This is a genomic window from Acinetobacter sp. 797_lipA (assembly GCF_058243025.1).
The window spans coordinates 67,541-81,426 of the sequence record NZ_JBZAYQ010000002.1 but is presented as its reverse complement, the minus strand read 5'-3'; the positions used below and the strand labels follow the sequence as shown (position 1 = coordinate 81,426).

Below are 13,886 nucleotides of genomic sequence, written 5' to 3'. Positions count from 1 at the left end.
TCATTTTTTGAACATCTTCCATTTACCCGAGTTGACCTTACATAAAGCTCAAACTGAGAGCCAGAGCTACGCCAGCACCTATCATGGCAATTGTGTAGCCAAATATGATAGCTCGGCCAAACTGTGCCCCCCCTGTCATCCATGCAATTGTCGCTTTGCTTAACATGTTGCTCAGTGTGGCCAGCCCTAGCGCGACAGCAGCCACATTTGTTGTTAAGCCTTCAGTACTATGCAGGCGGGCAAGTGAGACTAAAATAGCATCTACGTCTGCTAGCCCAGAAATAGTCGATAATACGAAGATGCCGCTGGTGCCCAACCATTGTTTTGCTGCCGGGACCAAGACTGCCATGACAGCCAGGAAAGCAGCGAAGCTGAATGCTGTCCCAAGATCAAAAGGAGCCATTGCTTCTATTGTTCGATCGTTGTTTTCAGCGCTGGTAATTTGGCGTTGTCTCCACAATGCCATACCCAGCAGAAGGATTCCCGCAATCATCATTGCACCACCAAAAGTGCTTAGCAATGCTGGCTCAATGACGCCTATCAGCACAACCATACGAAAAAACATGATGCCACAGGCAGCCAATGTTCCAGAAATAGCAGCACTGACCATGACGGGGTGCTGGCGTGTATAGCGTGCCAGTGCGACAGTTGCAGCTGTAGAAGATGCCAAACCACCCAATAGACCTGTCCAGAATATGCCTCTTTCTGAACCGGTAAGCCGCATGGCAAAATGACCTGCCAGAGAGAGTCCGGCAATCAGGATCACTGCCCACCATAACTGGTAAGGATTTAATGCAGCAAAAGGTCCCAGACCCGTATTGGGTAAGTAGGGTAATATAACGACAGAAAGTACCAGCAACTGCAGGGATGCGGTTAATTCACGATGCTCTATCAAGCGTAGCCAACCGTGTAAGGTTGGCTTGAGATCCAAAAATACAGCGACGATTACAGCCGCGGTTAATGCTAAAGTAACATTACCATGGGATGCATATGCACCTAAAACTAATGTCAACAGCATCGCGATCGTCGTGGTAGCGCTTAGATTACCGGAAATTTTTGCGGTACGAGCATAGGACACTGTTAGTAATAAGGAAAGCCCTAATACGGCCGCAACTAGCGGCCAAGCTCCGAAGTTTGGTTGTAAATGACCGAGCACTCCTCCGAGCAATCCTGTCAATGTGAAGGTACGTAGACCTGCTACTCGGCTGCCTTCTGGCAGTTCTCGATCCTGCCATCCTCGTTCTAAACCAATGAGCAGGCCGATGGCGAGTGCTGCAACCAGCCCTGATACATCTGGTGGAAGAAAGGAACTCTCTATCATAACTTTTTATTTCGCAGGCGAAGGGCATTGGTGATGACTGAAGCTGAACTCAAACTCATAGCCAAGGCGGCAATCATCGGTGACAACAACCAACCGGTAAATGGATATAGTACGCCAGCCGCGATAGGGATACCCAAAGCATTGTAAAGGAAAGCAAACATGAGGTTCTGTTTCATGTTGCCGACAGTAGCTTCCGAAAGTGAACGGGCAACAGCAATCCCTCGTAAATCTCCCTTGATCAGCGTAACTTGGGCACTATTCATTGCAACATCAGTCCCGGTGCCCATAGCGATACCGACATCAGCTTTAGCCAAGGCTGGTGCATCATTGATGCCATCACCAGCCATAGCCACGATGCGACCTTCCTTCTGCAATTTGCTGACCAGTTCTAGTTTATCTGCGGGTTTGACTTCGCCATGTACCTCATCAATGCCTAGACGTGCTGCGACTGAACGGGCAGTGGTGAGACCATCTCCTGTTGCCATCACGATACGTAGACCCGCTTCCTTCAGGGTGGCAAGTGCTTCTGGGGTACTTTTTTTGATGGGATCGGATACTGCAAGCAGGCCGGCCAATTCACCATTGATGGCTAGATGCATCACACTTGCACCTTCTGAACGCAGCTCTTCGGCTTGCGGAATCAGAGATTGTACCGAGATACCTAATTGCTCCATCAGCGCTGTGTTGCCCAAAGCTAACTGACGATCGCCCACTTGACCTCGAACACCAATCCCTGAGCCTGATTCAAAATTATCTGGTGTTTCAAGAGACAGGCCACGTTCGTGTGCTGCATTTACAATCGCTTCGGCTAGCGGGTGTTCACTGCCTTGATCAAGACTGGCGGCTAAACGTAATACTTCAGATTCATCGAAACCTGATGCGGCAACCACACGATCGAATACAGGGCGTCCTTCGGTCAACGTACCTGTTTTATCGATGATTAGTGTGTCAATCTTGCGCAGATTCTCAATGGCTGCTGCATCGCGGAACAACACACCATGAGTAGCACCTTGACCCGTTGCAACCATGATAGACATTGGAGTTGCCAAGCCTAGTGCACAAGGACAGGCAATAATGAGTACTGCCACAGCATTGATTAATGCATAAACCCAGCTCGACTCTTCTGGGCCGAATAGTCCCCATCCAAAGAAGGTAAGCAAGGCAATGGTCACTACAGCCATGACGAACCAACCTGCTACCTGATCAGCCATACGTTGCATTGGTGCTCTCGATCGTTGAGCTTGCGCCACCATCTGTACGATCTGGGATAACATGGTACTTGAACCAATTTTCTCTGAACGCATGATCAATGAACCATTGGTATTCAGGGTAGCTCCAATGACTTTATCGCCGATACGTTTAGTGATAGGTAAAGGTTCACCTGTCAGCATCGATTCATCCACTGAACTACTTCCTTCAGTGATTACACCATCCACAGGCACTTTTTCACCTGGGCGAATTCTGAGTAAATCTCCTACATGGACATGCGTTAGAGGAACATCTTCTTCAGTTCCATCAGGCAGGATTCGGCGAGCTGTTTTAGGAGCGAGCCCAAGGAGTGACTTAATTGCAGCAGAAGTTTGCGAACGTGCTTTTAACTCCAATATTTGTCCCAGTAGGGTCAATGAAATGATGACCGCTGAAGCTTCAAAGTAAACAGCGACACGACCCATGGAAATAAATGAGTCTGGGAAGATTTGCGGTGCAATGGTTGCGACCACACTATAAATAAATGCAGCTCCAGTGCCCAAACCAATCAGCGTCCACATGTTTGGGCTGCGATTCACAACCGATTGCCAACCACGGGAAAAAAATGGCCAACCTGCCCACAGTACAATCGGGAGTGACAACACTAATTCAATCCAGCTCTGAACTGCCATGTCGAACAGGTTCAGTTGATGGCCAAACATTGCCAAAAAAGTCACGACTATGGTGAGTGGCAGTGTCCACCAGAAGCGTCGACGGAAATCACGTAACTCAGGATTCTCATCTTCCTCTAACTCGGGAATGAGTGGTTCCAGTGTCATTCCGCATTTAGGACAGTTTCCAGGATGATCCTGTCTAATTTCTGGATGCATTGGGCACGTATAGATGGTCGTGCCTGTTGTACTTGCATCATTAACGGATTGAGTAGTCTGATGATGCTGTGTATGTGCATCGGCAGTCGTCGTTGCGGGTTTAGCGATATATTGCACCGGGCTGCTATGAAATTTTGATTGACATTTATCACTGCAAAAAAAGTAAGTTTTCCCCTTAAATTCCTCATGGTATTTCGATTCTTCAGTGACGGTCATACCACAGACTGGGTCTTTCAGTACGTCTGTTGTAGCCTGTGCCATATGGTCCTGGTTATGATTTTTTTGATCTGACATAAATAATTCTCTTATGGAAAAGTGGTTTTATGGCCGAATTTTGGAATAAATCTCGGAGTCTGTTGAGCATAGCTGTCATAGACAGCGCCAAACTGTTTACTCATTTCAGCCTCTTCCTTAATTGCCAAGCGGCTGTACATTAAGAGTAAGATTGGAAACATAATCAGTGTCAGTAAAGTTGGCCATTGCAATAAAAACCCCAGCAAGATCATTACAAAAGCTACGTATTGGGGGTGACGTATACGTGCATAAGGGCCTGTGATCGCTAAAGAATGCTGACGTTGCGCGTTGTACAGCACGTGCCATGCTTTTGATAGTAAATAGAAACCATAGCCCAAAAAAATATAACTCGCGATGTGCAGAATGCCAAAATGTGGATCACCCTTTTCGCCTAGTAGCGTTGACCATAAGTGACCTGAGTTATGCGACAGCAAGTCAAGTTCAGGAAAGCGAGTTTGTAGCCAGCCTGACAACAGATAAATTGTTAAAGGGAAACCATACATCTCGACAAACAATGCAATGATGAAAGCAGAGAAAGCGCCAAAAGTACGCCAATCTCGCGCTGTGGCGGGTTTAAAAAAACTGAAAGCGAACATGATAAAAACTGCTGAGTTAATGATAACCAGCGTCCATAAACCATAAGCCGATTCCGCATGATTCATGATGGATCTCCTGATAAGAGCTATTTTTTGTTATCAGATATATCGGATTTTTTTTGCTGCGAGTGGTTATGCCCATGACCACCATGCATAAAAATATGCATCAGTGGACACGCTAAAAGGAATAAATAAGGCAAAGCACCGATAACGTGGGCTAAATGTTCCGTTAATAGAAAATAAGCTGCGATACCACCCAGCACGATTAGACCAATGGCATAACGTGTAGACCAGAAGTTAGGTACTGAATTATTCTCTTGGTGTTGGTGATTCATGGTGCTTTCCCCTAATTCATGGGTAACTATTTAGTTGCTGACGGAGGCATACAGTCCATCATCATCTGCATCATGGATTGCATCATGTCCATACGTTTTTCCATCATCTGCTGACGGTCAGCCATATTTGCATTCATGCTTTGGCTGCCCATCTGTTTCATCATACTCATACCTCCTTGCATGAGTTTCATGTGCTCAGCCATAAGTTTCTGACGTTCTTGTGGGATTTTTGCAGCCATCATCTTCTCATGCATAGCTTGCATCGCCTTCATGTGTTGATCCATTGCAGCCATTTTATCTGTAGCAGTGGTGCTGGTAACTGTTTGCTTAATTGTTACTGCAGATGGTGCTGTTTTTTCAGGGTGGTGATCTTTGTGTTCATCGGATTGCTGTGCAAATGTATTCAATGACGCGGCTGCGATACATAAGCCCAAAAAAATGTTTTTGAATTTCATCATAATTTTTTCCTTTAAATAATTTGGAAGTAAAAGCTATGTTTTAGTACTGAACAGAGTCTAGGAATTTGACTACTAAACTGATGAAATTTTTGGTTATTCTCTGTCTCTCTTAAAAATTTTAGCACTATTAATTAATTATTTTTAAAAATGACAAAAATGTAATTTTGAGATCTTCTCGAAATATATAGTCTATGCTGAGATGACAAAAATTTTATTTAATATTAATCTTTTAAAACTATTAAAGTTGTTATGATTTTATGTGCTTAAAAAAATAAAAATGAAATGATTAGATGACTCCAAGGCTAGTTAGAGACACATTCTTAATGTAATTTACACTGTTATTCCTTTAAAGAAAAAATACAGTTGATCAAAATAGTTTTTTATAGAAAAAAGGGTGGATAATTTAATTATTAAACTTATTGGTATATTTATTAGATAGAAGGTAAAGAAGATTATTTTTAATATTAGGGTTTATAATCCAAATTTCAGAGTAAGGAATCTACTACTTATATAATAGAGATTCCATCTCCAAAACAGTACTACTGTATGAATGAGTTGTATTCAATGCAGGGAAGAATGTAGATCCTTAATACTAACGGAAAATTATTTTACTGAATTTTCATGTAAAGACTCATTTAATTGATCAATCACTGTCGTCCATTCACCATCAGAGTGTAGTTTTTCTTCTAAAAAATGACGTTGAGCATCAGTCCAAAAAATTGCTTGTGTTAAAAAAACATCTCCAGCTAGCTGATGGCTCTCTATGAATTTTGCAATTGCTTCTTCAGTAGAAGCTAAACCAAGCTGTTCAAATAATTTGGTCATTCTTGGACGTGTTTGAGTCATGTGCTTAGCCCACAAATTTATATTAGATCAAATTAAACATAACATGTTTATATTTAAACTAAAATATAAAAAATTAAATAGCTACTATTTTCTTAGACAAAATGATTACTACATTTCATAAATCAACCACCTACATAATTTGTTTGTTAAATGATCATTATTTTTCAATAAGATTATTTTAATAGGGTAATCCCCCCTAAAAATAATAGGATCTAAAAGTAGAATTTTCTCTTAAGATACGAGCAGGAGATTCTGCATGAAAACATCTAAATTTACTGACAGTCAGATCATGTCCATCTTGAAACAGGCAGAATCTGGCACACCTGTAGCGACCCTTTGCCGTGAACACGGCATGAGTAATGCTACCTTTTATAAATGGCGTGCCAAATATGGTGGTATGGATACATCATTAATGGCTCGACTGAAAGAGCTAGAAGCCGAAAATACCAGACTTAAAAAGATGTATGCGGAAGAGCGATTAAAGGCCGAAATCATCCAGGAAGCGATGGCAATGAGCAGCACTGCTGCGCAAGGGTAAAGCCATCTTGCCGGCGTAAGATGGCACAACAGGCAGTTGCCCAGCATGCCATTAGTATTCGTTTGGCTTGTAAAGCATTTGGCATTAGTGAAACCTGCTACCGCTATCAAGCCAAACTCAGCGATGACAATGCACTCATTGCTGAACAGCTCATTGAACTCACTGAGGAAAATTCCGATTGGGGCTTTGGTTTGTGCTTCTCGTATTTACGGCATGTTGAGAGTTGCTGCTGGAATCACAAGCGGGTTTACCGCATTTACTGTGAGTTGGCACTGAATCTGCGTATTAAACCGAGAAGAAGACTAAAACGGCATGCGCCTGAACCATTGAAAGAACCAATCCGAGAAAATCAGGTTTGGTCATTAGATTTTATGCATGATCAGCTTTCCGATGGTCGCAAGTTTCGATTATTGAATGTGATTGATGATCACCGCCGCGAAGGCCTAGCCATTGAAGCAGGGTTCTCATTGCCCACAATCAGGGTTATTCGTACGTTGAATCAATTGCTGGAGTGGAGAGAAAAACCGTTAGTGATCCGATGCGATAATGGTCCCGAATTTATCAGTCACGAATTTGTGCGCTGGGCTACTGAGCACGGTATTCGTATTGAATATATTCAACCGGGTAAGCCACAGCAGAATGCGTATATTGAACGCTATAATCGGACCATACGTTATAGTTGGCTGAGCAAGCATTTATTTGATACTTTGGATGAAGTACAAGATTATGCAACAAACTGGTTGTGGCATTACAACCATGAAAGACCACATCAAGCTAACAAAGGAAAGCCACCTCTAATGGCTGCTTAACCTCTACTTTTAACTTCGGTTATTTATGGGAGGATTACCATAGTTAAAGATTTTAAATTTTAAAAATGACAAAAATGTAATTTTGAAGTCATCGCTATGTTTCTGTCTCTCACTAATAATTGAAATATAAGAGGAGATGATGTGGTCTCATTAAATATAGATTTTATAAAGTCATCTCTAATGAACTAACGAATCAAGAGGAAACGTAAATGAAATTATTTCAAAATAAAATGACTGCTCTACGTAATGTTGTAGTAGCTGCAACGATGATTGTGGCTACTACAACTACGTTCGCTCATGTGAGTTTAGTGAGTGCGATTCCTGCGGAAAATGCATCTATCCTTAGTCAACCAAAGAACTTGACCCTTAACTTTGGTGCAGAGGTTATGTTGATGAATATTAAGTTACTGGATGCTCAGCGAAGAGATGTTCCTTTAAAATATGAAGTTACTCATGACTTAAAGAAATCCTTTGATGTCGCTCTTCCGAAACTGAAAAAAGGTAAATATACCGTTGTCTGGACAACAATGGGGAAAGATGGTCACAACATGAATGGTGAATATAGTTTCACTATCAAATCAACTAAATAAGAATTGATTACCTTTCAACATGTCAGTGAGGTGCTGGCATGTTGTTCTAGAATGGACAAAAATAATGATTTCTGAATATTGGATGTGGGCCACTTGGTTAACTAAGGTTATTTTATATTTAAGTGTAGCTTTTGTCGTTGGTGGAGCCTTTTGCTATTTTTTACTTAGACAATATCTTGAACTAAAAGAATCGATTCTTAAATATATTACAATTGGCGCTGGATTAGGCCTAATTTCCAGTACCTTGGGATTTTTTATTCTGATTGGTATTTTTGCCAATACTGGTATTACAGGTATGGTGGACCCCACGTATATTAATATATTGGTTAATACTCCGACGGGGTATATATACGTTCTTCGTTCTATTAGTTTTGCTCTTTTACTTCTTCTCATGGTGGTTAAACTTAACAGGAACAAAGGTCAGTTTTCTATAATTGAAAGTTCAATATTTTGTGTTTTACTTCTCCCGATTATTTTTAGTTTTTCCCAGCTCGGACATGTCGCTAATTTAACCTTACTTGCTCAAATTTTATTATCAATCCATATTCTAGTTATGTCGTTATGGATGGGGTCTTTATATCCGTTATGGAAAACCAGCCGGGAAATAAGTGGTTTACCTTTAAAAGATCGCATGCATGTATTTGGACGTATTGCTGCTTTCATTGTTGGGATATTAATCGCCTGTGGCGCTAGTGTAGCTCTTCTTTTAATTAAAGATTTTAATACCTTAATCAATACTGCATATGGCTATGGTTTCATGGTTAAAATGTTTTTTGTTATAGGTATTCTACTTTTAGCTGCCTTCAACAAATGGTATTTCACCCCGCGTCTTCAACATCCTAAATTCGCTAAACACCTTAGTCATGCCATTTTATTTGAGATGTTATTAGGTCTATCAATTCTATTAACAACAGGCTATATAACCACTGTCGTGGGTATTGAATAAGAGAATTTCAAAATAAGGGAATTGAGGAAATTTAACATTACTGCATTTATCTTTTGTAGCTGAGCAATAAAGTTTCTACTGGACTGCCAACTTACGACAATCAGAACAGTAAACTCGCATCATGAGGCATTATACATAAAGGTAGTCACCGGTTTTTAGCTTATCTTCAACCCATAACGGTCTCATCTATTCAGTTCACTACCATTGATTGAAATAACTAATCTTATAAATTTCAGAGTGATCGTAGATGACAAAAATGTCATTTTAAAGTCACATTAATGTTGGTTAAGTACTTTTACTGTAGTCATTAGAACACTCTTCTTTGGAATACTCTGAAGAAAACTGTAAGGTTGTAAACAGACCAAGTTACAGCGAGTAACTGATTCAGAAAAAGGCTGGTTGTATGGTGAAAGTTTAGAGTTACTGTTCTAATGTTTTAAACAAATGTTTTGTTAAAAAGGAGCAACATATGAAATTTCACATCGCTAATATGACTTGTGGTGGTTGTGCACGCGGCATTACTACCGCAATTAAAGAGCTCGACTCGAATGCCTCACTCGATATTGATTTACAAAACCGTATTGTTGAAATCAACACAACGGTGAGTCAGGATCAAGTCATTGCCACTCTCAGTGAGCGTGGATTTACAGCTGATCCTGCTTAATCTCTGTTAGAGTAACAGTGGGAATTCCTTACCACTTTTACTCTCTCTTATTTTCCTCATCGTACAGATAAAACCTGTACTTGCTTGAAATAAAAGTAATCCCTGAATTCCCCCTAATCTTGGTTCGAGCTGATCTTCGCATATAGAACTCAGCATATCTAAATGATAGAGATCGTATATGAGTACCGAAATGACTGATACGCCACGCTACAGTGAAACATTAGAGATTGAAGGGATGACATGTGCTTCTTGTGTAGGGCGTGTGGAAAAAGCTTTAAAATCTGTTGAGGGGGTTGAATCAGCTCACGTAAACCTGGCAACCGAAAAAGCAGTCATTTATGGACATCAACCACTTGATCGCGCTACTTTAATTAAAGTCGTAGAAAAAGCAGGCTACGAAGTGGAAGTATTGCAACCGATAGAGCTTACGATAGAGGGTATGTCATGTGCTTCTTGTGTAGGTCGAGTAGAAAAGGCTTTAAAATCTGTTGAAGGAGTTGAGTCGGCTCATGTAAATCTAGCTACCGAAAAAGCGACTATTCAGGCAAGCTCATCTGTCACTCGTGACTCGTTAATTCAGGCTGTCACCAAAGCAGGGTTTGAAGCAAAGTCAGTTCATCAAACTACGGAAAGCTTTCAAGATAAAAAAAATATTGAATTAGAAAAACTTAAAAAAGATTTAATTTTGTCAGTCTTATTGACTCTACCCATTTTTATTTTAGAAATGGGATCACACCTGATTCCGGCCTTTCATACGTTTATGATGGATAACATTGGCCAACAAAATAGCTGGTTAATGCAATTTTTCTTGACCACAGTAGCATTAATTTTTCCAGGCCGACGCTTCTTCAAAAAGGGCATCCCAAGTTTATTCCGCTTAGCACCAGACATGAATTCCTTGGTGGCTGTAGGAACATTGGCTGCTTATCTTTATTCAGTGGTTGCTACTTTCTTTCCAAGTGTCCTGCCACAAGGCACGGTCAATGTTTATTATGAAGCTGCAGCGGTTATTATCACTTTAATTCTATTAGGTAGATTTTTTGAAGCCAAGGCAAAAGGCCGAACGTCTTTAGCAATTCAACATCTAGTTGGAATGCAGCCTAAAGTTGCCAGAATACAGCTCAATAATCAGGTGATAGAAGTTCCGATTGCCGAAGTTCAAACAGGAACGATTGTAGAGATTAGACCAGGTGAGCGTATCCCTGTCGATGGTGAAGTTATTCACGGCCAAAGTTTTATTGATGAATCCATGATTACTGGCGAGCCTATGCCCGTTGAAAAAACGATAGACTCTACTGTGGTAGGAGGAACAATTAACCAAAGTGGCAGCTTAAATATCAAAGCCACCTCTGTTGGTAGTTCATCAGTGCTTTCTCAAATCATCCGAATGGTTGAACAGGCACAGGGTTCCAAGCTGCCTATTCAGGCATTGGTTGATAAAATTACCATGTGGTTTGTACCTGTAGTAATGGGTCTCTCTCTTTTAACTTTTATTACTTGGTTTATCTTCGGCCCTGAGCCAGCCCTAACGTTTAGCTTAGTTAATGCAGTTGCGGTACTCATTATTGCATGTCCTTGTGCAATGGGACTTGCAACGCCTACATCAATCATGGTGGGAACTGGGCGTGGTGCTGAAATGGGTGTTTTATTCCGTAAAGGGGAAGCTTTGCAGCTGCTCAAAGAAACTAAAGTGGTTGCTGTTGATAAAACAGGGACCCTGACTGAAGGGAAACCAATTTTAACCGATCTGCATGTCTTAGAAGGGTTTGAATACAATGCCGTACTTTCACTTATGGCAGCCGTTGAATCAAAGTCTGAGCATCCTATTGCTCGAGCAATTGTACAAGCCGCTATAGATAAGGAATTAATCCTGTCTCCTGTTGCTGATTTCAAGTCAGTCACGGGCTATGGAATAGAAGCAACGGTGTCTGAACATTTGGTTCATATTGGTGCAGATCGATATATGGAAAAACTAGGTTTGAATCCTAATGTTTTTTCTCAATTTTCGGATCGTTTGGGAGAAGAAGGAAAAACCCCTCTCTATGTTGCGATTGACCAGAAACTTGCTGCCATTATTGCTGTAGCAGATCCAATTAAAGAATCAACATTTGCTGCAATTGAAGCGTTACATCAGTTAGGTTTAAAGGTTGCCATGATTACAGGTGATAACCGTCATACAGCTCAAGCGATTGCAAAAAAACTAGGTATTGATGAGGTTATTGCAGAAGTCTTACCAGAAGGTAAAATAGAGGCCGTTAAAAAATTAAAAAATCAATATGGTAAACTCGCATATGTTGGAGATGGCATTAATGATGCTCCTGCACTTGCAGAAGCAGATATTGGTTTAGCAATAGGTACAGGTACAGACGTAGCTATTGAAGCTGCTGATGTGGTTTTGATGTCTGGCAACCTGAAAGGAGTGCCAAATGCTATCGCTTTAAGCAAAGCGACTATAACCAATATTCGTGAAAATTTATTTTGGGCATTTGTTTACAATGCAGCTCTGATTCCTATTGCAGCAGGTGTACTTTATCCGCAATTTGGACTGCTACTTTCTCCTGTATTTGCTGCTGGTGCAATGGCTCTCTCGTCAATATTTGTACTAGGAAATGCTTTACGATTAAAACGTTTTAAAGCCCCCCTTGCAATTATTTAACCATTTTTTATATACATTTAAAGTTTTTTTGGCTTTACTTTATATATTTGGAAATAGTCTAAGCCATGTTGGCTTTTATTAAATATCATACAGTTGATATTCTAATTATTTGAGAGGGATTAAGATGAAAAGAATTTTATTAATATGCTTTATAGGCATGTCATTTACCTATGCGAATGCTCATTCTGGGGGAACGAACTCACAGGGTTGTCATACCAACAGTAAAACTGGTGATTACCACTGTCATTAATAGGTGCGCACACAGTTTTTTTATTTAAAAGACTGTGCTTTAAAGTGGCTTTGTTGCACAAAGATTTCATAACTATATGATTTTAAAAGTTTTGATTATTTTTTGATCCAAAATTAAATTTATTTAAATCAGATGCTTACATATTTATGCAACAAAGCCAATTAATACTATTTTAAAAAAGATAAATCGTTGCTGAAAAAGCTAGATTGCAATCGAGTTAATTAATTATAAATCAAAAACTTATATTGTATAAAATTTGTAACTCTTTGCTTTCTGCACTTATTATTTAATCAACGTTTCACGATTTTCATAAGCTAAACTAAATATAGTCGCCAATTTCAATTGAGTTATTTCCCGGCTTTTAAATACCGATATACCGCTTGGCGACTAATTCCAAATGCCTGGCCTAATGCCATTTTTGAAGGGTACTTCCCTTTCTTCCAGTCTTGTCGCAAAGCTTCAGCCTGATCAGGTTTCAATTTATGTACCCGGCCTTTGTACTTCCCTTGAGAAGAGGCAAGTTTAATTCCTTCCTTTTGCCGCTCTAAAATGATCTCACGTTCAAACTGTGCAAAAGCACCCCATCTAGGGGTCGTCTCAGAATTCGGAAAATAAAGCACGCTAAGGCGTAGTCACCCCGTGACTCCCCCGCGCCGATGCAGCGAGCTTCGTTCCGTCTTGCAGTGACGCAATCAGCGGGCAGGAAACGTTCCCTTTCCGCGCATGGCAGGCGCACACCAGTTCAGACAGCACGGCCTCCATGCGTGCCAAGTCGGCCATCTTCTCGCGCACATCCTTAAGCTTGTGCTCGGCCAGGCCGCTGGCTTCCTCGCAATGGGTGCCATCCTCCAGCCGCAGTAGCTCGGCGATTTCGTCCAGGCTAAAGCCCAGCCGCTGGGCCGATTTCACGAACCGCACTCGTGTTACATCCGCCTCGCCATAGCGGCGAATGCTGCCATAGGGCTTGTCTGGCTCCGGCAGCAGGCCCTTGCGCTGGTAGAACCGGATGGTCTCCACATTGACCCCGGCCGCCTTGGCAAAAACGCCAATGGTCAGATTCTCAAAATTAATTTGCATATCGCTTGACTCCGTACATAACTACGGAAGTAAGCTTAAGCTATCCAAACCAAATTTGAAAGGACAAGCGTATGTCTGAACCACAAAACGGGCGCGGCGCGCTCTTCGCCGGTGGGCTGGCCGCCATTCTTGCGTCGGCCTGCTGCCTGGGGCCGCTGGTTTTGATCGCCTTGGGGTTCAGCGGGGCATGGATCGGCAACCTGACGGTATTGGAGCCGTATCGGCCGATCTTCATCGGCGCGGCGCTGGTTGCACTGTTCTTTGCCTGGCGGCGCATCGTCCGACCGACCGCAGCCTGCAAGCCGGGCGAGGTGTGCGCGATTCCGCAAGTGCGCACCACCTACAAGCTCATTTTCTGGTTCGTCGCCGTGTTGGTCTTGGTCGCGCTTGGTTTTCCCTACGTCATGCCATTTTTCTACTAATCAGGA

The 13,886-nt window shown here is 41.7% G+C and carries 13 protein-coding genes and 2 pseudogenes; 7 read left to right on the top strand and 8 right to left on the bottom strand.

What is annotated here, in order from left to right:
* Positions 1-37 precede the first annotated feature (37 nt).
* From AC4CU2_RS17910 to AC4CU2_RS17885, 6 genes are all read right to left on the bottom strand, one after another.
* The gene (locus tag AC4CU2_RS17910) at positions 38-1,321 is read right to left on the bottom strand and encodes an MgtC/SapB family protein (protein WP_109267457.1); all 1,284 of its coding nucleotides are present in this window, start codon (positions 1,319-1,321) and stop codon (positions 38-40) included.
* Complete coding sequence (locus AC4CU2_RS17905; protein WP_104795329.1) at positions 1,318-3,693, bottom strand: heavy metal translocating P-type ATPase; 2,376 nt, start codon at positions 3,691-3,693, stop codon at positions 1,318-1,320. The genes AC4CU2_RS17910 and AC4CU2_RS17905 overlap by 4 nt, the downstream gene beginning before the upstream one ends.
* A gap of 11 nt (positions 3,694-3,704) precedes the next feature.
* The gene (locus AC4CU2_RS17900; protein ID WP_280095680.1) at positions 3,705-4,355 is read right to left on the bottom strand and encodes a methyltransferase family protein; all 651 of its coding nucleotides are present in this window, start codon (positions 4,353-4,355) and stop codon (positions 3,705-3,707) included.
* A gap of 20 nt (positions 4,356-4,375) precedes the next feature.
* Positions 4,376-4,624, bottom strand: coding sequence for a DUF2933 domain-containing protein (locus AC4CU2_RS17895; protein ID WP_004695740.1), 249 nt, complete (start codon positions 4,622-4,624; stop codon positions 4,376-4,378).
* A gap of 26 nt (positions 4,625-4,650) precedes the next feature.
* Positions 4,651-5,082, bottom strand: a complete 432-nt coding sequence (locus AC4CU2_RS17890) for a hypothetical protein (RefSeq protein ID WP_280095681.1) — start codon at positions 5,080-5,082, stop codon at positions 4,651-4,653.
* Positions 5,083-5,685: 603 nt separating this feature from the next.
* A complete protein-coding gene (locus AC4CU2_RS17885; RefSeq protein WP_004281876.1) occupies positions 5,686-5,928 on the bottom strand; it encodes a DUF2789 family protein in 243 nt (80 codons plus the stop codon).
* Positions 5,929-6,184: 256 nt separating this feature from the next.
* Here AC4CU2_RS17885 and AC4CU2_RS17880 point away from each other — a divergent pair.
* The 6 genes and pseudogenes from AC4CU2_RS17880 (at position 6,185) to AC4CU2_RS17855 (ending at position 12,381) form a co-directional block, all read left to right on the top strand.
* A pseudogene (locus AC4CU2_RS17880) lies at positions 6,185-7,275 on the top strand (IS3 family transposase).
* A 209-nt stretch (positions 7,276-7,484) separates the two neighbouring features.
* Entirely contained in the window at positions 7,485-7,865 is a 381-nt protein-coding gene (locus tag AC4CU2_RS17875; protein WP_004281877.1) for a copper resistance CopC family protein, read from the top strand.
* A 64-nt stretch (positions 7,866-7,929) separates the two neighbouring features.
* Positions 7,930-8,811 (top strand): copper resistance D family protein, encoded by an 882-nt coding sequence (locus tag AC4CU2_RS17870; RefSeq protein ID WP_490769278.1) that lies wholly within the window; start codon positions 7,930-7,932, stop codon positions 8,809-8,811.
* Positions 8,812-9,280: 469 nt separating this feature from the next.
* Entirely contained in the window at positions 9,281-9,475 is a 195-nt protein-coding gene (locus tag AC4CU2_RS17865; RefSeq protein WP_004281879.1) for a heavy-metal-associated domain-containing protein, read from the top strand.
* Between the two features lie 178 nt (positions 9,476-9,653).
* Positions 9,654-12,131 (top strand): heavy metal translocating P-type ATPase, encoded by a 2,478-nt coding sequence (locus tag AC4CU2_RS17860; protein WP_490769277.1) that lies wholly within the window; start codon positions 9,654-9,656, stop codon positions 12,129-12,131.
* Between the two features lie 124 nt (positions 12,132-12,255).
* Positions 12,256-12,381 (top strand): YHYH domain-containing protein, encoded by a 126-nt coding sequence (locus AC4CU2_RS17855; RefSeq protein WP_094148905.1) that lies wholly within the window; start codon positions 12,256-12,258, stop codon positions 12,379-12,381.
* A 347-nt stretch (positions 12,382-12,728) separates the two neighbouring features.
* Here AC4CU2_RS17855 and AC4CU2_RS17850 read toward each other — a convergent pair.
* A pseudogene (locus AC4CU2_RS17850) lies at positions 12,729-12,962 on the bottom strand (recombinase family protein); the annotation flags it as partial.
* Between the two features lie 40 nt (positions 12,963-13,002).
* Positions 13,003-13,458, bottom strand: a complete 456-nt coding sequence (gene merR, locus AC4CU2_RS17845) for a mercury resistance transcriptional regulator MerR (RefSeq protein ID WP_001166628.1) — start codon at positions 13,456-13,458, stop codon at positions 13,003-13,005.
* A gap of 71 nt (positions 13,459-13,529) precedes the next feature.
* On the opposite strand from merR, the gene merT reads away from it, so the two are divergent.
* On the top strand, positions 13,530-13,880 hold the full coding sequence (merT, locus tag AC4CU2_RS17840; RefSeq protein ID WP_001294659.1) for a mercuric ion transporter MerT: 351 nt from the start codon (positions 13,530-13,532) through the stop codon (positions 13,878-13,880).
* The last annotated feature ends 6 nt before the right edge of the window (positions 13,881-13,886 follow it).

Coding starts and splice junctions, on each gene's coding strand:
- AC4CU2_RS17910 (WP_109267457.1), bottom strand. CDS start 1,321: ATGATAGAGAGTTCCTTTCTTCCACCAGATGTATCAGGGCTGGTTGCA.
- AC4CU2_RS17905 (WP_104795329.1), bottom strand. CDS start 3,693: ATGTCAGATCAAAAAAATCATAACCAGGACCATATGGCACAGGCTACA.
- AC4CU2_RS17900 (WP_280095680.1), bottom strand. CDS start 4,355: ATGAATCATGCGGAATCGGCTTATGGTTTATGGACGCTGGTTATCATT.
- AC4CU2_RS17895 (WP_004695740.1), bottom strand. CDS start 4,624: ATGAATCACCAACACCAAGAGAATAATTCAGTACCTAACTTCTGGTCT.
- AC4CU2_RS17890 (WP_280095681.1), bottom strand. CDS start 5,082: ATGATGAAATTCAAAAACATTTTTTTGGGCTTATGTATCGCAGCCGCG.
- AC4CU2_RS17885 (WP_004281876.1), bottom strand. CDS start 5,928: ATGACTCAAACACGTCCAAGAATGACCAAATTATTTGAACAGCTTGGT.
- AC4CU2_RS17875 (WP_004281877.1), top strand. CDS start 7,485: ATGAAATTATTTCAAAATAAAATGACTGCTCTACGTAATGTTGTAGTA.
- AC4CU2_RS17870 (WP_490769278.1), top strand. CDS start 7,930: ATGATTTCTGAATATTGGATGTGGGCCACTTGGTTAACTAAGGTTATT.
- AC4CU2_RS17865 (WP_004281879.1), top strand. CDS start 9,281: ATGAAATTTCACATCGCTAATATGACTTGTGGTGGTTGTGCACGCGGC.
- AC4CU2_RS17860 (WP_490769277.1), top strand. CDS start 9,654: ATGAGTACCGAAATGACTGATACGCCACGCTACAGTGAAACATTAGAG.
- AC4CU2_RS17855 (WP_094148905.1), top strand. CDS start 12,256: ATGAAAAGAATTTTATTAATATGCTTTATAGGCATGTCATTTACCTAT.
- merR (WP_001166628.1), bottom strand. CDS start 13,458: ATGCAAATTAATTTTGAGAATCTGACCATTGGCGTTTTTGCCAAGGCG.
- merT (WP_001294659.1), top strand. CDS start 13,530: ATGTCTGAACCACAAAACGGGCGCGGCGCGCTCTTCGCCGGTGGGCTG.